This is a genomic window from Roseovarius sp. THAF27 (genome assembly GCF_009363655.1).
Classification (GTDB): Bacteria; Pseudomonadota; Alphaproteobacteria; order Rhodobacterales; family Rhodobacteraceae; genus Roseovarius.
Window position 1 is genome coordinate 107246 of the sequence record NZ_CP045393.1, and the last position, 17930, is coordinate 125175.

The 17930-nt window shown below is 67.6% G+C and carries 15 protein-coding genes; 4 read left to right on the forward strand and 11 right to left on the reverse strand.

Annotation, left to right across the window (positions count from 1 at the left end):
* Positions 1–3 precede the first annotated feature (3 nt).
* The 3 genes from FIU89_RS00530 (at position 4) to FIU89_RS00540 (ending at position 3632) form a co-directional block, all read left to right on the forward strand.
* Positions 4–888, forward strand: coding sequence for a dihydrodipicolinate synthase family protein (locus FIU89_RS00530; protein ID WP_152490798.1), 885 nt, complete (start codon positions 4–6; stop codon positions 886–888).
* Positions 889–1077: 189 nt separating this feature from the next.
* Positions 1078–1614, forward strand: coding sequence for an RNA polymerase sigma factor (locus tag FIU89_RS00535; protein ID WP_172977978.1), 537 nt, complete (start codon positions 1078–1080; stop codon positions 1612–1614).
* Entirely contained in the window at positions 1611–3632 is a 2022-nt protein-coding gene (locus tag FIU89_RS00540; protein ID WP_152490800.1) for a VWA domain-containing protein, read from the forward strand. The genes FIU89_RS00535 and FIU89_RS00540 overlap by 4 nt, the downstream gene beginning before the upstream one ends.
* Positions 3633–3864: 232 nt before the next feature.
* Here the strand turns inward: FIU89_RS00540 and FIU89_RS00545 are convergent, their stop codons facing one another.
* From FIU89_RS00545 to FIU89_RS00575, 7 genes are all read right to left on the reverse strand, one after another.
* Positions 3865–4332, reverse strand: a complete 468-nt coding sequence (locus FIU89_RS00545) for an Hsp20 family protein (RefSeq protein ID WP_152490801.1) — start codon at positions 4330–4332, stop codon at positions 3865–3867.
* A gap of 208 nt (positions 4333–4540) precedes the next feature.
* Positions 4541–5395, reverse strand: a complete 855-nt coding sequence (locus FIU89_RS00550) for a serine protease (RefSeq protein ID WP_172977979.1) — start codon at positions 5393–5395, stop codon at positions 4541–4543.
* 1 nt (position 5396) lies between these two features.
* Entirely contained in the window at positions 5397–6212 is an 816-nt protein-coding gene (locus FIU89_RS00555; protein ID WP_152490803.1) for a serine protease, read from the reverse strand.
* An 81-nt stretch (positions 6213–6293) separates the two neighbouring features.
* Positions 6294–7580: a glycolate oxidase subunit GlcF gene (gene glcF, locus FIU89_RS00560; protein WP_152490804.1), complete on the reverse strand. Its 1287-nt coding sequence runs from the start codon at positions 7578–7580 to the stop codon at positions 6294–6296.
* The gene (locus FIU89_RS00565; protein WP_152490805.1) at positions 7581–7937 is read right to left on the reverse strand and encodes a hypothetical protein; all 357 of its coding nucleotides are present in this window, start codon (positions 7935–7937) and stop codon (positions 7581–7583) included. It lies immediately after the preceding gene.
* Positions 7934–9070: a glycolate oxidase subunit GlcE gene (gene glcE, locus FIU89_RS00570; protein WP_152490806.1), complete on the reverse strand. Its 1137-nt coding sequence runs from the start codon at positions 9068–9070 to the stop codon at positions 7934–7936. The genes FIU89_RS00565 and glcE overlap by 4 nt, the downstream gene beginning before the upstream one ends.
* 42 nt (positions 9071–9112) lie before the next feature.
* A complete protein-coding gene (locus tag FIU89_RS00575; RefSeq protein ID WP_152490807.1) occupies positions 9113–10552 on the reverse strand; it encodes an FAD-linked oxidase C-terminal domain-containing protein in 1440 nt (479 codons plus the stop codon).
* A gap of 145 nt (positions 10553–10697) precedes the next feature.
* Here FIU89_RS00575 and FIU89_RS00580 point away from each other — a divergent pair, with 145 nt between their 5' ends.
* Positions 10698–11057 carry a hypothetical protein gene (locus FIU89_RS00580; RefSeq protein ID WP_152490808.1) on the forward strand — a complete coding sequence of 120 codons (360 nt, stop codon included), beginning with the start codon at positions 10698–10700 and terminating at the stop codon, positions 11055–11057.
* A gap of 168 nt (positions 11058–11225) precedes the next feature.
* Here the strand turns inward: FIU89_RS00580 and FIU89_RS00585 are convergent, their stop codons facing one another.
* From FIU89_RS00585 to FIU89_RS00600, 4 genes are read right to left on the reverse strand one after another with little or no spacing between them, the layout of a single operon-like run.
* Complete coding sequence (locus tag FIU89_RS00585) at positions 11226–13274, reverse strand: hypothetical protein (protein WP_152490809.1); 2049 nt, start codon at positions 13272–13274, stop codon at positions 11226–11228.
* On the reverse strand, positions 13271–16045 hold the full coding sequence (locus FIU89_RS00590) for a DUF4159 domain-containing protein (RefSeq protein WP_152490810.1): 2775 nt from the start codon (positions 16043–16045) through the stop codon (positions 13271–13273). The genes FIU89_RS00585 and FIU89_RS00590 overlap by 4 nt, the downstream gene beginning before the upstream one ends.
* Entirely contained in the window at positions 16042–16920 is an 879-nt protein-coding gene (locus FIU89_RS00595; protein WP_152490811.1) for a DUF58 domain-containing protein, read from the reverse strand. Before FIU89_RS00595 ends, FIU89_RS00590 begins: the two co-directional genes overlap by 4 nt.
* Positions 16917–17924 carry a MoxR family ATPase gene (locus tag FIU89_RS00600; protein WP_152490812.1) on the reverse strand — a complete coding sequence of 336 codons (1008 nt, stop codon included), beginning with the start codon at positions 17922–17924 and terminating at the stop codon, positions 16917–16919. Before FIU89_RS00600 ends, FIU89_RS00595 begins: the two co-directional genes overlap by 4 nt.
* Positions 17925–17930: the final 6 nt, after the last annotated feature.

Consider the following 17930-nt stretch of genomic DNA (forward strand, 5'->3'; position numbering starts at 1 on the left):
GGCATGGACGGCGGGTTTCACGGGGTCTTTCCCTATCTCGTCTCGCCGCTGGATGGCGAGGGCCGGGTCAACCGGGAGGTTCTGACCCGGCTTTGCGACGACCTGATCGACGCGGGGGTGCATGGGCTGACTCCGCTGGGGTCGACGGGGGAGTTCGCCTATCTCAGCTGGGCGCAGAAGCGCGATATCGTCGAGACGGTCGTGGCCGCCGCGGACGGTCGTGTGCCGGTGGTGGCCGGCGTGGCGGCGACGACCACGTCCGAGGCCGTGCGGCAGGCGCGGGAGTTCGCGGCGATGGGTTGTGACGGGATCCTCGCGGTGCTGGAGGCTTATTTCCCGGTAAGCGATGCGGGCATCAAGGACTATTTCACCGCCGTAGCGGCGGCGGTTGAGTTGCCCATTGTCATTTACACCAACCCGAATTTCCAGCGCAGTGACCTGAGCGTGGCCTTGATTGCGGAACTGGCGGAGGTGGAGAACATCCGCTGTCTGAAGGACGCGTCGAGCAACACCGGGCGGCTGTTGTCGATCATGGACCGGGTGGGCGACAAGCTGGATATCTTTGCCGCGTCGGCGCATATCCCGGCCTGCGTGATGCTGATCGGCGGCAAGGGCTGGATGGCCGGGCCCGCGTGTATCGTGCCGAAGCAGAGCGTGAAGCTTTATGAGCTGTGCAAGGTCGGGCAGTACCAGGCGGCGATGGAGTTGCAGCGCGAGCTGTGGGCGCTGAATCAGGCGTTTGCCAAGTACAACCTTGCGGCCTGCGTGAAGGGCGGGCTGGAATTACAGGGCTACGACGTGGGCGCGCCGCTGCCGCCGCAGGACGGGCTGAGCGATGCGGGCCGGGCCGATCTGAAGGCCGTGCTGGAGCGGGTCGGGGCTCTTTAAGGAGCACGACAGGTGGGATGAAATCCCGTCAAGGTGGGATGAAATCCCACCCTACGCGGAGCTTCGGGCTTGACCCGAGGATTTCTGTGGCAAAGAGATCCCCGATCAAGTCGGGGATGACGGTGTGAAGAAAGTTCCACGGATCGCCAAGGATTGACGCTCGGGCGGCGTCCTACAATCGTGATGCGCATGACAGTCAGTGACGAAACCCTGGCCCAGGCGGCCGCAGATGGTGACGCGGCGGCGTTCTCGGCCCTGGTCGAGCGGCATTACGATGGCGTGTTCCGTCTGGCCTTTCGGCTGACCGGGTCACGGGCCGAGGCGGAGGACCTGACGCAGGATGTGTGTGCGGCGCTGCCGGGGAAGCTGGGCGGGTTTCGCGGGGCGTCGAAGTTTACCACGTGGCTGTGGCGGGTGGTGGTGAATGCCGCCCATGACCGGCGGCGCAGGGCGGCGACACGGGCGAAGTATTCCGAAGGCTGGGGCGACTGGGAAGTGGACCGGCGGGCGGCGGATGCGGAGGTGGCGGAGGCCGTCGACTGGCTGACACAAGCGATGCGCGCCCTGCCGGAGGAGTTGCGGGACACGCTGGCCCTGGTGCTCGATGACATGAGCCATGCCGAGGCGGGCGAGGTGCTGGGCATCTCGGGCGGCACGGTGGGGTGGCGCGTGTCGGAGGCCAAGAAACATCTGCGCGCGATGCGGGCGCGAGAGGAGGACGCATGAGCGACGACCTCGACGATCTCAAGGCCATGATGCGGGCCGCGACGCCGAAGCCGGATGCCGACAGGAAAGCGGCGGATCTGGCGTTGGCGCGGAAAAACTTTGCCGATCTCCAAGACGCGCGGGACGGCGCGCGTCAAACCTTTGATCGCCCGGGAAAGGGGCTCATCAGAGGAGTGACGGATATGTTGATGCGGATGAATACGCGCGGGGCGCTGACGGCGACGACGGCGCTGGTGGCGCTGGGAATGGTCGTGGTCGTGCCGGATTGGCAGGATGCGCCGGCGCTGCGCGGGGCGCAGCCGGTGGTGACGGAAGCCGATGGCGACATGGCCGATGCAGTTCGGCGGGAAGCGCCTGCGCAGGAAGCGGCGGAGGAGATGGTGCTGGACGTCGCCCCGGCCGAGCCGGCACCGGAGGCCGAGGCGCCCCGGCCGGTGCCGATGCCGTCGCCGCAGGTGGCGCGGCCGGAGTCAGGCGTTGCAAAGCAGAGGCAGATGGCCCCGCAGGCGATGCAGTCGCAAGCTTTGTCCGATGCGGAGGGATATGCCGGGAGCGCGGCGAACACGACGCCGGTCGGGGGCATCGCGCAGCCGGACGCGGATGACGGGGTGGTCCTGCCCGAAAGCGATACCGAGGCGTTTCCCGAGGCCGCGCCGAACGCGCTAAAGATCACCGGCGAAGAGCCGGTGTCGACGTTTTCCATTGACGTGGATACGGCTTCGTATGGTGTTGTGCGGTCATCGCTGCGGGCGGGATACCTGCCGCCGCGGGAGGCGGTGCGGATCGAGGAGATGGTGAACTATTTCCCCTATGACTATGCCGCGCCCGAGGGTGACGCGCCGTTCGAGCCGACGGTGAGTGTGACGGACACGCCGTGGAACCCGGACACGAAGCTGGTGCATATCGCGATCCAGGGCGAGGTCCCCCCCGTGGCGGACCGCCCGCCGCTGAACCTTGTCTTCCTGATCGACACGAGCGGGTCGATGCAGGCGGCGAACAAGCTGCCGTTGTTGAAGCAGTCCTTGGCGCTGATGCTGCCGCAGCTGACCGAGCGGGACAGCGTGGCGATCGTGACCTACGCGGGCAGCGCGGGGAAGGCGCTGGCGCCGACACCGGCGACCGAGCGCGAGACGATCCTGGGCGCGCTGGACAGGCTGGAGGCCGGAGGCTCGACCGCCGGGCAGGCGGGATTGCAGCAGGCTTATGCGCTGGCCGGGGAAATGGGCGCCGAGGGCGAGGTGTCGCGGGTGATCCTGGCGACGGACGGGGATTTCAATGTGGGGATCAGCGACCCGGAGGCGTTGACGGACTATATCGCGCAAGAGCGCGAGAGCGGCACCTACCTGTCGGTGATGGGGTTCGGGCGCGGCAACCTGGACGATGCGACGATGCAGGCGCTGGCGCAGAACGGGAACGGGCAGGCGGCCTATATCGACACGCTGTCCGAGGCGCAGAAGGTGATGGTCGACCAGGTGAGCGGGGCGCTGTACCCGATTGCCGACGACGTAAAGATCCAGGTGGAGTTCAACCCGGCGGCGGTCGTGGAATACCGGTTGATCGGGTACGAGACGCGTGCGCTGCGGCGGGAGGATTTCAACAACGACCGGGTGGATGCGGGTGATATCGGGGCCGGGCACCAGGTGACGGCGCTTTACGAGATCACGCCGGTGGGCTCGCCCGCGCAGATGAGTGACGCGCTGCGCTATGGCGAGGCGGAGGCGGTCAGCGGAGAGGCCGATGAGCTTGGGTATTTCAAGCTGCGGTACAAGGCGCCCGGTGAGGATGAGAGCCGGCTGATCGAGCAGGCCATCGTCGAGGGTAGCGGGGCTGGTTCTGAGGCGCGGTTTGCGGCGGCGATTGCCGGGTTCGGGCAGTTGCTGCGCGGGGAGACGTATCTTGGTGATTGGGGGTATGCGGATGCGATTGCGCTGGCCAATGGGGCGAAGGGCGAGGACCCGTTCGGCTATCGGGCCGAGGCGGTGCAGCTGATGCGGCTGGCGGAAAGCCTGTCTCGGTGAGAGGCCCCGCGCGGAGTCAAGGCCGAAGGCCGCCGCGCTATCGCCAGACCGCCCGGACGGGCTGGCGATTGGGTGACGTTGGTGCTTTGATCGGAGGCCTTGCGGAGGAGGCGAGGATAAAGTGAGCTGAACAAATCTTGGTCGCCATCCCGCGGTCTGGCAATCGCGCGGCTTGGAAACGAAAAACGCCCCGTGGCTGCCACGGGGCGTTTCGCGCGGTAGGATCTGTCGTTTAGTTGACAGTTTCGGCGTCGACGACGTCTTTCTGCGTGGACGTGCCGCTGGCGATCTCGATGCGGCGGGGTTTCAGCCGCTCGGGCACTTCGCGCACCAGGTCGATATGCAGCATCCCGTCGGTATGGGTCGCGCCGGTGACCTTGACGTGGTCGGCCAGCTGGAACTTGCGCTCGAAGGCGCGGGTCGCGATGCCACGATGCAGGTAGGTGCGGTCACCATCCTCTTCGGCCTTGCGGGCCGAGACGATCAGCGCGCCTTCGCGCAGTTCGACCGACAGTTCGTCATCGCTGAAACCGGCGACGGCGATGGAGATGCGGTAGGCATCGTCGGCCGTTTTCTCGATGTTGTAAGGGGGGTAGGTGGGGTGATTGACGTCACCGGCAAGGACGCGGTCCATCATGTCGGCAATCTGGTCAAACCCGATGGATGCCCGGTAGAGCGGGGCAAGATCAAAGTTACGCATTGGAATCCTCCGTTGAGCGATACCTATGTGGGTGCCTTCCCGGATGGGACAGGCGGTCATGTCCGACCCGCGACGCGGCGTCGGACGACCGTTATTTGGGGAGCGAAAAACCCGGTTTCAAGACCTCCGTGCGGCTTTGAAACGCGGTGCAACATCCAATCGTCGCGCGCGTCGCCTGGCCGATGCCTCGGGTCACAGGCGAAACGCTTCAGGGTTTTGCGAATTTCGGACCGGGATGCGTGCCCGCGGTGGCTTGGCCGTTCGATCCGGTGGGGGGAAAGAGCACGGTCTTGGCGCTGTTGCGGCGTATGCCTGTGCTGGTCGGAAACGTGCTGGGCATCGCGCGCAGCTTGCGTTTCAGGGCGTCGACCGTGTCGGGCAGTTCCATGCCGTAGGCGATGGTGGTTCCGTGTTCGGTCTTGCGGCCGCCGACCACGAGGCTGACGATCCGCGCGCGATACCCGCCATCCGAGAACACCGGCGCGCCGGACGAGCCGAAGGTCACGTTGCAGTCGAAGGAAATCAGGCCCTGGCCCCGGCGCAGGACATCGCATTCCCGCTCCCATGACAAGGCGTCGTCGCGGTGCCGGCCATAGGACACCACGCTGACGTCATCGCCACGGGTGGGGTTCATGTGCAGCGCGAAGGGGCTGGCGGTGGCGGTGGGGATGGCGATGCTGAGTTCCAGCAGGGCGACGTCGCGGCGGATATTGTCCGCCGACATCCCGTCGGAGGGCGCATAGCCGTCGGCCACCACGTAGCGGCGAATGTTGCGCGCGGCGATGGCGGCCCCGTCGCGCAGCCCGGCGCGGAAGACGATCCGCTCGGGCAGTAGCGGTGCGCCGTGCTTGTCGAAGACGCAATGGGCCGCCGTCAACACGAGGTTGTCCGCGATAAGCGTGCCGGTGCAATAGCTGTCCTGCCCGAGGTCGACTCGGCCCACGGCCTCCCACCCCAGCAGGTCGTCGCGGTCGGTCAGCCGGATCAACTCGCTGGGCGTGGCCAGGGTCGGCAGGGCGACGCTCGCGACAAGGGCAGACAGAGACAGCAGGCGGCGGATCATGTCAGTCCAGGTCCGGAGAGGCGAATTTTGCCCCGGTGTCGCGGTTCTGTCCGGTCGAGAACATCTCGGACCGGGCCTGGTTTTCCAGGCGGGCGCCACTGTCGAGCGCATCGCGCATCATGGCGAGGGGGCGGTCGAGCGAGGCCCCCAGCGCGACCTTCTTGCCGTGGATCTCGGCCATGGCGGAGACCACAGAGACGATCCGCGGATCGCCCTTGTCATCGAAGGAAAAGACCGGCGAGCCGGACGCGCCGTAGTCGACGTCGCAGGACATCACCAGCACGCCGCTGCGCTTTTCCAGGACCTGGCACATATCCTGAAGCGACGGCGCCTCGGAGCGTTCGCGGGCATAGCTGACCAAGCCGATGCGTTCATGCTTGCGCGGCTGGGTGTCGGTCAGGAACGGGGCGACGCCGGACTTGGCGATGGGATGATGCAGTTCCAGAAGCGCGATATCGTTGCGCACGCGGGCGGCGTCGATCCGGTTGGAGTAATCGTATTCGGGATGCACCACGGCGCGGCGGACCCAGCGATAGGCGGTGGCGCGGCCATTGCGCCAGCCGGCCAGGAACTCGATCTGCTGGGTGTCGACGGGCTTGCCCGTCGTGGCATCGAACAGGCAGTGGGCGGCGGTCAGCACCAGGTCCGGTGCGATCAGGGCGCCGGTGCAAAAGCCGCTGCCGCCGATGTCGATACGCCCCACAGCCTGCCACTGGCGGCCGTCATCGGTGGTGTCCAGCCGCTGGAGCATGGCATCCTGCGCGGTCGCAGGCGACATGGACCAGAGCAGGACCACGACCAGCCCTGTGAAACGCATTCTGTCGAACAAACCGGGTGCCTCGCTTGATTTGAAAGCGTGCTACCGGCGCAATATGTCGAAAATAGGGCTGGCCCGGGGTTATTGCCGCAGCGCGGGCGGTTTCGGTCCGCCGGTGGCCCAGTCGAGCAGTTCGACGGTGTGCACGACGGGCACGCCGGTGCCTGAGCCGATCTGCATCATGCAGCCGATATTGCCGGTGGCGATGATGTCGGGTGACTTGGCCTCGAGCGTCTGAACCTTGCGTGTTTTCAACTGCTTGGAGATGGCGGGCTGCATCAGGTTGTAGGTGCCCGCCGAGCCGCAGCAAAGATGCGCGTCGGCCGGTTCGACCACCTCGAACCCAGCCTTCTTCAGCAGGGTCTTGGGGTGGGTCTTGATCTGCTGGCCATGCTGGAGCGAGCAGGCGGCGTGATAGGCGACGCGGGTGTCGCGGGGCGTGCCCTCGGGCAGGTCGAGCTGCATCAGCAGTTCCGAGACATCCATGGCGATGTCCGAGACGCGGGCAGCGTCGTCGGCCAGCGGCTCGGTGCGGAACATGTGGCCGTAATCCTTGACGGTGGTGCCGCAGCCGGAGGTGTTGATGACGATGGCGTCGAGGCCGTCGCCATCCATCTCGGCCGTCCAGGCGCGGATGTTGTGGGCCGCCGTGGCGTGGCTTTCGCCGGTCTTGCCCATGTGGTGCGTCAGCGCCCCGCAGCATCCGGCGCCCTTGGCAACCACGACTTCGCAGCCGAGCCGGGTGAGCAGGCGGATGGTGGCGTCGTTGATGTCGGTGTTGAGCGCCTTTTGCGCGCAGCCGGTCATCAGGGCGACGCGTTTCACCGGCTTGTCCCTGGCCGGGAAGGTTTGCGGGTCGTCATTGCGGCTGACGGGCGGGACATTCTTGGGGGCCATCTCGACCATCGCGCGCAGGCGGGCGTCGGGGAGGGCCCATTTGAAGGGTTTCGCGATTTTCGCGCCCAGCATGGCGATGCGGAATCGGTTCGGGTAGGGCAGGATGCGCGCCAGTGTCCAGCGCAGGACACGTTCGAACATCGGGCGCTGGTAGCGGTCCTCGATATATTCGCGGGCGTGGTCGACAAGGTGCATGTAGTGCACGCCCGAGGGGCAGGTCGTCATGCAGGCGAGGCAGGACAGGCAGCGGTCGATATGCTTGACGGTCTCACGATCCGGGTCGCGGTCGTTTTCCAGCATGTCCTTGATGAGGTAGATGCGGCCGCGGGGGCTGTCCAATTCGTCGCCCAGCACCTGGTAGGTGGGGCAGGTGGCGGTGCAGAAACCGCAATGCACGCAGGAGCGCAGGATTTCGTTCGAGCGCTGGATGGCGGGGGACTTGAGCTGTTCGGCGGTGAATTCTGTTTTCATTCAGTCGGCAATCATCTGTGCGGTGTAGAGCCCGAACCAGGGCAGGGTGGTGGCGGCGGCGGTCACGCCATAGGCGATGCGGCGGGGGCGCTGCGGCAGCGCGCTGGTGCGTATGGCCAGCATCACCAGCGACAGGACGGTGATCCAGGCCAGCCACACCAGCAGCACGACGGCAAGCGCGCCGTAAGCGCCGTGCGCGCCGCCCCATTGGCGCAGGACGAAGGCGCCTGCAATCAGGGCGACGGAGACGGCCCAGAGCGCGGTGACATAGCGCCGCGTGGGCATCTGCCTGGCCAGCACCCAGAAGATGACCGGCCCGGCGAGAAAGCCGAGGGCAAAGAGCAGGGCGTCGATCATGCGGCGCGACCCATAAGGCCGGGATTGAGGATGCCGCGAGGGTCGAAGCGCGCGCGCAGCCCGTCCTGAAGTGCTGCGACAGGTGGCGAGAGCGGCTGAAAGACACCGCCCGCGCGGTTGCCGCGGATCAGCGTGGCGTGGCCGCCAGTGGCGTTGACGGCAGTGCGGATGGTGTCGGCGCCCGTGTCCTGCGGCACGCGCAGCCACACGAGGCCGCCGCCCCAGTCGTAAAGCGCCTCGGCCCCGTCGATCTGCGCTGTGATCCCGGGCGCGTCGGAGGGTTTGACCGAGAGGCGCCAGATATCGCCCGGACCGTCGTGGAAACAGGCGACGTCGCGGATGTCCTGCCACAGGGTGGCGTTGGCGTCGGGGTCGGTCTCGATTTCGGCGGTGCCGAGGTCGGCCAGAAGGGTCCGGAGTTGACCTGCGCGATAGGCCACGGATTTCTCGAAGCCCTCGATCCGCAGGCAGGTCTGGGGACCGTCCCCGGTCTGGCGGTGGGCGGCGCCGGTGATCTCGAACGGCGAGCCGAGCGCGCGGGAGAGAGCGGTGACGGCGGTGCTGTCGTCGAGACCCGAGAGCGTGATCGTGGCGGTGTGGTGCGACGCGGGCAAGACCTTGAGCGCCAGTTCGGTGAGCACCCCAAGGGTGCCGTAGCTACCCGCCATCAGCTTGACGAGGTCGTAGCCGGTGACGTTCTTCATCACGCGCCCGCCGTTGCGGGTGACCTGTCCCTGCCCGTCGACGAAGCGCACGCCCAGGAGGAAGTCGCGCGCGGCGCCGGCCTGGATGCGGCGGGGCCCCGAGACGTTGGCGGCGAAGACGCCGCCGATGGTGGGCTCGCCGGTCGTGCCCAGGAGGCCGCGATGGTCCATCGGTTCGAAGGCGAGGCGCTGGCCCTCTGCGGCCAGGGTCTTGCGCACCTCTGCGACCGGGGTGCCGGCCTGGACCACCAGCGTCAGCGCGCCGGGTTCATAAAGGTTTACGCCCGAGAGGCCCGAGGTTGTCAGCGGCTGTCCGTTGACCGGCACGCCGATGGGGCGTGTGCCGCCGCCCTGAATACGCAGCGGCTCGGAGGCGGAGGCGACCATCTCGGCCAGTTCGGCCTCGGAGGTGGGGGCAAGGGCTTTCATCGTTGCAAGATACTCCGGGGTCCGGGGCGGCGCCCCGGAAGGTCATTCAGCCGCGATGCGGCGGGTGTCGGAGGACGCCAGCGGAAAGACCTTGGCGGGGTTCAGCAGCCATTTCGGGTCGAACACGTCCTTGACGGCCATCTGGATTTCGAGATCGGGCGGGTCGTATTGGTGCAGCATCAGGTCGCGCTTCTCGATGCCCACGCCGTGTTCGCCGGTGAGGCAGCCGCCGACCTCGACGCAGAGCTTCAGGATCTCGGCGCCCAGCTCCTCGCAGAGTTCAAGGTCGCCCTCCTTGTTGGCGTCGAACAGGATCAGCGGGTGCATGTTGCCGTCGCCCGCGTGAAAGACGTTGGCGACGTCAAGGCCGTATTCCTTGGACATCTCGCCGATGCGTTTCAGCACATAGGGCAGTTCGTTGACCGGGATGGTGCCGTCGAGGCACATGTAGTCGTTGATCTTGCCCATGGCGCCGAAGGCGGATTTGCGGCCGAGCCAGATGCGCTTGCTTTCGTCGTCGGACGAGGATTGGCGCAGCTCGACGGGGTCGTGCTTGCGGGCGATATCCATGATGGTTTCAAGCTGTTCGTCGATCTCGGCGTCGGAACCTTCGACCTCGACGATCAGGAGCGCCTCGCAATCGGGGTAGCCGGCGCCGGCGAAAGCCTCGGTCGCGCGGATGCAGGGGCGGTCCATGAATTCGATCGCCACGGGCAGGACGCCGGCCTTGATGATGTCCGAGACGCACTGGCCCGCGACCTCGGAGGAATCGTAGCCGATCAGGACGGGGCGGGCGCCCTCGGGCTTGTGCAGGATGCGCAGGGTCGCCTCGGTGACGATGCCAAGCTGGCCTTCGGAACCGCAGATGAGGCCCAGAAGGTCGAGCCCCTCGGCATCGAGATGGGCGCCGCCGATTTCGGTCACGGTGCCGTCCATCAGCACCATGGTCACGCCCATCAGGTTGTTGGTGGTGACGCCGTATTTCAGGCAATGCGCGCCACCGGAATTCATGGCGATGTTGCCCGAGATGGCGCAGGCCAGCTGGCTGGAGGGGTCGGGGGCGTAGAAAAAGCCGTCTTCCTCGACCGCGCCGGTGACGGAGAGGTTGGTGCGCCCGGTCTGCACGCGGATGAAGCGGTTGTCGTAGTCGGTTTCCAGCACTTCGGACATGCGGGCGACGCCGATGATGACGCTGTCCTCGGTCGGGAGCGCGCCGCCGGCGAGCGAGGTGCCCGCACCGCGCGGCACGACGGGCACGCCCATGTCGTTGCAGATCTTGAGAGTCTCGGACACCTCTGCGGTCGAGGCGGGCAGGACCACGGCCAGCGGCGGGCACTTGTAGGCTGTCAGCCCGTCGCATTCATAGGCGCGGGTCTCGGCGGGGTCGTGGATGAGCGCCTCGGGCGGGAGGAAAGACGCCAGCCGGTCGAGCAGTTGCGACTTGCGGGCAAGGATGGTCGGATTGGGCTTTGGCATGTCCATGGCAGTCCTCCCGGTGGATTGGTAAGATAATATAACCAATTTGCGCCAGTCGCAAGTGCGGCATCCGTGACGCGGTCGCAAGAAGAATGCGGCCTGCACGCGGTTGTGAGTGCATGTGCCGCAGCGCTCGCCTATATTAACAGACATGAAGAGACTCGCCGCATTTTTCCTGGCCATTCTGTTGGCCGCGCCGGCATTTGCCGACGAACCGGAAGTACTGGACGTGACCGTCGAAAAGGCGGGCATGGTCTGGAATATCCACGTGACGATTCGCCATCCGGACACCGGGTGGGACCATTATGCCGACGGCTGGGAAGTGCTGGATGCGGCAGGCAACCGGCTGGGCTATCGTGAGCTGATGCATCCGCACGTGAACGAGCAGCCGTTCACCCGGTCGTTGAGCGGCGTGGTGATACCGGACGGGACGCGCGAGATTTTCGTGCGGGCGCGCTGTTCGGTCGATGGCTGGTCGGGCTCGCAAAAGCGCGTGGCGCTGCAACCCTGACAGAATGAACGCGCCCAAGGGGCGCGTGCCGGTTTGTCTCGGCGGCGGACCTGGGGTCCGACACCTCGGTGGCCCGTGGCGGCGTGACGTTTTTTTTGAGCGCGGGGCGGGGGGCCGGCGTGGGAGCCTCCGGCGGGGATATTTTGGGCCAGAGGAAGCGGGGCGCGATTACTGGCGGCCCTCGCGGAGCCAGCCGCCGACAATGAGGGTCGCGGCCAGCAGCAGCACCAGCCAGGCGGGCAGGAGCGGCGTCTGGGTGACCAAACGGGTCTGGTAGGCGTTGCGGTCCAGGAGGCCGATCCAGCCGCGACCGGACATGGCGCGGCCTTCGCGCACGGTGCGGATGCGCGGCGGGCCGTCGGCCAGCGGGTGGATGCCGCCGCCGGTCTCGGTGATGTAAGGTTCGAGCGTTTCGGTGTCGGCGATGGTGTTCTCGAATTCCACCGGGGAGGCGGGGCCGAGGCCGATGACCGCACTGTGCTCGCCGTTTTCCAGCCGGTAGAGGCCGATGGCGGGGCCGTCGAAGAGGGCTTCGAACCGGCCGGGCGAGACCTCTTCCAGCTCCATCTCGATCTGTTCGTCCTCTGGGGTGGTGATGGTGACCGGGCCGACGCTGTCTTCGAGCGAGCGGCGGACGATGCGCATCTGCTGGCCGGTGGCCTCGGCCCAGAGGGCCTCTTCTTCCAGTTCGGGTTCCTTCATCATCCAGTGGGCGAGGCGGCGCAGAAGTTCCAGTTGCGGCCCGCCGCCCTCGAATCCGCGGTTCCAGAGCCAGGCGTGGTCGGAGGCGAGAAGTGCCACGCGCCCTTCGCCGACGCGGTCGAGGGTCAGGAGAGGGCGGTCGCCGACGCCGGTCATGACGGTGTCGCCGGAGGTTTCCTCGACCTCGATCTGGCGCATCCACCGGCCCCATTCGCCGCCGAATTCCTGTTCGAGACCTGCGGTGACCGGGTGGCGTTGGCCCAGGTCGGTGATGGAGGGGCTGTAGCGTTCCTCGAGCACGCGGGCGGTGGGGCGGCCGGGCAGGATGGCTTCGAGCGGGGTGCGGTAGAGGCTGTCGGCGGCGGCGTAATCGGGACCGGCGGCGATCAGGACCGCGCCGCCGCCTTCGACGTAGTTGCGCACGTTGTCGAGATAGAGCGAGGGCAGGATGCCGCGGCGCTTGTAGCGGTCGAAGATGATGAGGTCGAAATCCTCGATCTTTTCGAGGAAGAGCTCGCGGGTGGGGAAGGCGATGAGGGACAGCTCGCGGACCGGTACGCCGTCCTGTTTTTCCGGAGGACGCAGGATGGTGAAGTGGACGAGATCGACCGAGCTGTCGGATTTCAGCAGATTGCGCCAGGTGCGGCCGCCGGCGTGGGGCTCGCCGGAGACGAGCAGCACGCTGAGCCGGTCGCGGACGCCGTTGATCTGGACGAGCGCGGTGTTGTTGCGGTCGGTGAGTTCGCCATCGATGGCGGGGGTGGAGAATTGCAGCACATTGCGGCCACCATGGGGCAGGCGCAGGGGCAGGTCGATATCCTCACCCAGGGGGACGTTGAACCGCTGCGGGTCCTCGCCGTCGACCGAGACGTCGACGGGCACGGTGCTGGTGCCTTCGGGGGCGGCGCCGTCGTCGGTGATGCGCAGGGTCATCTGGATTTCCTCGCCCAGGATGGCGAAGGCGGGGGCGTTTTCGACCACCAGCTTGCGGTCCCAGTCGTCCTCGCGGCCGGTATGCAGCAGGTGGATGGGCGCGGGCATGTCGGGGGCGCGGTCGAGGTCGTGCAGGCGGCCGTCGGACATGAGGATCGCGCCGGCGATGCGGGCGCGGGGTTCTTCGGCCAGCGCCTCGGACAGGGCGGTCATGAGCTGGGTGCCGGAGTTGTCGGCGCCGTCGGGGACGGTGATGCGGCGCAGTTCGGTGTTGTCGCGCGCGGCGATGCGGGCGGCTAGATCGTCGGCGGTGGAAGACGTGAGGGCGGCGCGGTCGCCAAGGGCCTGGCTGGCGCTTTCATCCTCGATCATCAGGACGATGTCGGTGAGCGGCTCGCGGTCCTCGGCCTGGTAGACAGGACCGAGGAGCGCGGCCAAGACGACCAGCCCAGCGAGCGCGCGGAAGGGCCAGCCGGAGAGGCCGCGCCAGATGGCGAGCGCCGTGCCGGTCATCATCATGCCGGCGAGCGCCGCGATCAGCCACGGGTTCAGAAGCGGCTCGAAAACGATGCTGCCGGTCATTGGCCAAGCCTGTCGAGAAGGGCGGGCACGTGCACCTGGTCGGATTTGTAGTTGCCGGTCAGCACGTGCATCACGAGGTTGACGCCAAAGCGGTACGCGAGTTCGCGCTGGCGTTCGCCGGCAAAGCCGCGGCCCACGGGAAAGAGCGGGTTGCCGCGGTCGTCCATGGCCCAGGCGGCGGCCCAGTCATTGCCGCCGATGACCACGGGCGTGACGTTGTCGTTGAGGTTGCGGAAGGGCATCCCCTCGACCTGTTCGGCGTCGGCGGGTGCGGATTCGACCCAGACGGAGCGGCCGGTGTGGCGGCCGGGAAAATCCTGGAGCAGGTAGAAGGTGCGCGTGAGCACGTGGTCCTCGGGGATGGGCTCCAGCGGGGGGATGTCGAGCGGGCGTGCGAGGCGTTGCAGCTTGCGGCCCGCCGGAGAGGAGGCGCCGAAGCCCGCGACATTGGCGTCGCGCGTGTCGAAGAGGATCATTCCGCCGGTGCGCAGGTAGTCGTTGAGCTTGACATAGGCTTCCTCGGACGGGATCGGCTGATCGGGGGAGATCGGCCAGTAGAGGAACGGATAGACCGAAAGCTCGTCGGTTTCGAGGTTCACGCCGACCGGGTCTGCCGGTTCCACGGAGGTGCGGAAGAAGAGGGTTTCGCCGAGGCCGCGCAAGCCGGCCTGGGCCGCGTTGTCGAGGCTGCTGTCGCCGGTGAGGACGTGGCCCAGAACGACCTCGGACGCGGCCATGAGGGCCTTTTCGTCGGCCTCGGTCATGGTGTCGTCCTGGGCGTCGGCCATCTGCGGGCTGAGCAGGAGCGCTAGAAGGAGGGCGGACATGGTTGCGCGGGTGGGCATCAGGTGGCCAGAGAGCCCCAGCGACGCTAGGATGTCGGCCATCAGTATCAGGAGCGCCCCGGCGAGGAACCAGCCGCCGAGCGCGGCCTCGGGCGGGCGGTCGAGGCCCAGGACGGGCAGGTTCGCGGGCCAGCTGACCGGGGTGAGCGTGGTGCCGGAGGGCAGCACGTTGAGCGCGAGGCGCCGGTCGGGGCCGTCGTACAGACCCGGGCGGAAATCGGGGCCAGGGACATCCTCGACGAAGCGGGTGCCGTCGACGCCGGGCAGGGTGCTGGCATCTTCCAGGAGGCCGGAGCCGGAGAGGACCTGCACGGGCTGCCAGGTGGTGCCTTCCAGCTCTGCCAGATCGGGCAGGGCGAGGCTGGAGGAGATGGCCAGCCGTTCGAGCATCTGAACGAAGAGGCCCGAGAGCGGCAGGGTGGACCACTCGGCATTGGCGGTGACATGGAAGAGGACGACCTGGCCCTGACCGATACGTTTGCGGGTCACCAGCGGCGTGCCGTCGCTGAGCTGGGCGATGACGCGGTCGGCGAGCGTGGGGTCGGGCTGGGCCATGACCTGGGCGGTGACGGTGACGTCATCCGGCACGTCGAGGCCGAAGAAAGGGCTTGATTCTGGGAAGGGAGCCAGTTCCTTGGGTTCGCCCCAGCTCATGGCGCCGCCGACGGAGCGGCCACCGGCGCGCAGGCGGACGGGCATCAGCGGGGCCTCGTCGCTGCGCGAGACGTCCGAGGCGGCGAGACGCGGCCCGGCGAATCGCAAAAGCATGCCGCCACGATCGGTCCAGTCCAAAAGGTCGGCCTGTTCCGCGCCCGAGAGCGTGGCGACATCGGCCAAAACGACGACATCGGGATTGGCGGGTAGAATGTCCGACAGGCTGCCATCGAGCAGGTCGGCGGTGGGTTCGAGGGCCTGTTCGAGATAGTGGAGCGGCGACAGGAGTTCGAGCCCTTCGCGGTCTTCGCGGCCGGCGATCAGAGCGACCTCGCGGCGCTTGAGGCTGTCGTCGGTCAGGGTGACTGCGCCGGCATGGGACTGGCCGGCGATTTCGAACCGGGTGAGACGGGCGCGCAGCTCGGCGGGCAGGGACAGGAGCGTGGTGGCCTCTTTCGCGCCGGCCTCAAAAGTTATGTCCTGAGTCGCCAGAAGGCGTTGGGCGCCGGAGGGGTCGCGGCCATGCGCCTCGACCGTGATATCGCGGGCGGGTCCGGGATTGGCGCGGGTCGCGGTCAGGCGGATCGCGTCGTCCTCGACCACTGCTGGCGTCAGCGCATAGATCGGCACGGCGCTTTCGTGGATGGTGACAGGGCCGCGATCCTGCAAGGCGTCGAGAAGAGTTTGCCGGCCCTCGCGGGCAAGGCCGTCGGAGAACAAGCGGGTCTCGAAATCCTCTTCGCCGAGCATGGTGGCGGCTTGCTCGTAGTCCTCGGGCTGGGGCGCCCATGCGGCGGGCGAAAGGCCGGTCAGGCGGGTGCGCCACGTCTCGGCGGACTGGAAAACCGGGGTTTCGGGGTCGGAGAGTTGCATGATGCCGACGGGGCGGGCGTTGCGCCCGGCCTCGGCCAGCAGGGAATCCAGCAGATCTTCCTGCGCGGGCCAGTCGCGGGCGCTGGCCCAGCTGGAATCGAGCACGATCAGCATGGGGCCGGTGCGGTTGGCCTGGGCCTGGTCCTGCGGGTTGAGGATGGGGCCGGCGAGGCCGATGATGACGGCGGCGACGGCCAGCATCCGCAACAGCAGCAGCCACCAGGGTGTGCGGTCTGACACGCTGTCGTCGTCGCGCAGCCCCAGGAGAAGCGCCACGCCCGGGAAGCGGCGACGGATGGGGGCGGGCGGCACGGCGCGCAGGATCAGCCACAGGATGGGGAGTGCTGCCAGCGCCACCAGAAGCCAGGGCGCGGCAAATCCGATGGGGCCGATGGTCATCGTCCGTGCCCCCCGTCGAATGCGTTATAGAGCCACAGGAGCGCGGATTGCGCGGAGTCCGACGTGTGATGCGTGCCGTAGAGCCAGCCGGTGGTGGCGCAGAGGTGGCGCAGGTCGTCCTTGCGGGCGGCAAGGCGTTCCAGGTAGCGGTCGCGCAGCTCGGACGCCTTGAGCGTTTCGTGCACCATGGTGCCGCCCACCGATTCAAAGATGGTGCGGCCGCGGTAGGGAAAGCTTTCCTCGGCGGGGTCGAGGATCTGGTAGAGGACACCGCGCACGCCCCGGTCGGCGGCGGCGGTCAGCGCGTGGCGCACCGGGTCGAGATCACCGAGGAAGTCCGACAGGAAAAGCGCGCGTCCGTGCGACAGCATCCCTGTGGTCTGGGGCGCGCCGTAATCGTCGGGGCCATCCTGACCGAGGGCCATGGCTAGGCGCTCGATCTGGGCGTCGCCGCGACGGGGGGGCAGGTCGGCTCCGGATAAGCCGATGCGTTCGCCAGCGCGGTTCAGCAGGATGGCGATGGCCAGCGAAAGCAGGCGGGCGCGGTCGGCTTTTTGCGGCAGGCTGTCATCTGAGGCGAAGCGCATGGACGCCGCGCCGTCGACCCAGAGCGTGACGCTTTGGGCGATCTGCCACTCGCGCTGACGCAGGAACTGTGTGTCCGAGCGGGCCGAGCGGCGCCAGTCGATGTGGCGCAGCTCGTCCCCGGCCTGCACCGGGCGGTACTGCCAGAAATCGTCGCCCATGCCCGCGCGGCGGCGGCCATGCTCGCCCAGAAGGACGGTCCCCGCCAGATGCTCTGCCCGCGCCAGGAGCGCGGGAAAGCGGGCGGCCTCGGCCTCGGACCGGGCGCGGAGAGGGGCGATCTGGGTCAAGCGGCGGCCTCGGTCCTTGTCACTTGGGCGACGGTGGCGGCGATGAGGTCGTCGAGGTTTTCACCCCGGGCACGCGCGGCAAAGTTGAGCGCCATGCGGTGCGTCAGGACGGGCTGGGCCATGGCGGCGATATCGTCGGCATCGGGGGCAAGGCGGCCCTGGATCATGGCGCGGGCGCGGACGGTCAGCATCAGCGCCTGCGCGGCACGGGGGCCGGGACCCCAGGCGACGTTTTCGCGCACCGTCTCGGACGAGGTGGCGTCGTCGGGACGGAAGGCGCGGACAAGGTCGATTATCTGTTCCATCACCGCCTCGCCCACGGGCATCCGGCGCAGGAGGGTCTGCGCGGCGATGAGGTCCTCGGCGGTGAAGACCTGGTGGGCCACATCCTCGGTCGCGCCGGTGGTTGCGAGCAGAATCGCGCGCTCGGTGTCGCGGTCGGGATGGGGCACGTCGATCTGCACGAGGAAGCGGTCAAGCTGGGCCTCGGGCAGGGGATAGGTGCCTTCCTGCTCGATGGGGTTCTGCGTCGCCAGCACGTGGAAGGGCGGGGTCAGGGGGCGGTCTTCGCCCGCGACGGAAACCTGCCGTTCCTGCATGGCTTGCAGGAGTGCGGACTGGGTGCGGGGGCTGGCGCGGTTGATCTCGTCGGCCATCAGAAGCTGGCAGAAGATGGGACCGGGAATGAACTTGAACGCGCGGGTGCCGTCAGCGCCGGTTTCAAGCACCTCGGAGCCCAGAATGTCGGCGGGCATCAGGTCGGGCGTGAACTGCACCCGGTTCGAATCAAGGCCCATGACGACGCTGAGCGTTTCGACCAGCCGGGTCTTGCCGAGGCCGGGCAGGCCCACCAGCAGGCCGTGCCCGCCACAAAGCAGCGCCGAGAGCGACAGGTCGACGACCCGTTCCTGCCCGATGAAGCGGCGGGTGATCGAGGCGCGGGCCTGGGCCAGCTTGTCCTCGAGGGCTTCGATCCCGGCCAGCAGGTCGGCGTCGTCGGTCATGGCAAA

What these genes read in the sequence shown, in the direction of transcription:
- FIU89_RS00530 (WP_152490798.1), top strand. Translation starts at nt 4, where the DNA reads ATGGACGGCGGGTTTCACGGGGTCTTTCCCTATCTCGTCTCGCCGCTG.
- FIU89_RS00535 (WP_172977978.1), top strand. Translation starts at nt 1,078, where the DNA reads ATGACAGTCAGTGACGAAACCCTGGCCCAGGCGGCCGCAGATGGTGAC.
- FIU89_RS00540 (WP_152490800.1), top strand. Translation starts at nt 1,611, where the DNA reads ATGAGCGACGACCTCGACGATCTCAAGGCCATGATGCGGGCCGCGACG.
- FIU89_RS00545 (WP_152490801.1), bottom strand. Translation starts at nt 4,332, where the DNA reads ATGCGTAACTTTGATCTTGCCCCGCTCTACCGGGCATCCATCGGGTTT.
- FIU89_RS00550 (WP_172977979.1), bottom strand. Translation starts at nt 5,395, where the DNA reads ATGATCCGCCGCCTGCTGTCTCTGTCTGCCCTTGTCGCGAGCGTCGCC.
- FIU89_RS00555 (WP_152490803.1), bottom strand. Translation starts at nt 6,212, where the DNA reads ATGCGTTTCACAGGGCTGGTCGTGGTCCTGCTCTGGTCCATGTCGCCT.
- glcF (WP_152490804.1), bottom strand. Translation starts at nt 7,580, where the DNA reads ATGAAAACAGAATTCACCGCCGAACAGCTCAAGTCCCCCGCCATCCAG.
- FIU89_RS00565 (WP_152490805.1), bottom strand. Translation starts at nt 7,937, where the DNA reads ATGATCGACGCCCTGCTCTTTGCCCTCGGCTTTCTCGCCGGGCCGGTC.
- glcE (WP_152490806.1), bottom strand. Translation starts at nt 9,070, where the DNA reads ATGAAAGCCCTTGCCCCCACCTCCGAGGCCGAACTGGCCGAGATGGTC.
- FIU89_RS00575 (WP_152490807.1), bottom strand. Translation starts at nt 10,552, where the DNA reads ATGGACATGCCAAAGCCCAATCCGACCATCCTTGCCCGCAAGTCGCAA.
- FIU89_RS00580 (WP_152490808.1), top strand. Translation starts at nt 10,698, where the DNA reads ATGAAGAGACTCGCCGCATTTTTCCTGGCCATTCTGTTGGCCGCGCCG.
- FIU89_RS00585 (WP_152490809.1), bottom strand. Translation starts at nt 13,274, where the DNA reads ATGACCGGCAGCATCGTTTTCGAGCCGCTTCTGAACCCGTGGCTGATC.
- FIU89_RS00590 (WP_152490810.1), bottom strand. Translation starts at nt 16,045, where the DNA reads ATGACCATCGGCCCCATCGGATTTGCCGCGCCCTGGCTTCTGGTGGCG.
- FIU89_RS00600 (WP_152490812.1), bottom strand. Translation starts at nt 17,924, where the DNA reads ATGACCGACGACGCCGACCTGCTGGCCGGGATCGAAGCCCTCGAGGAC.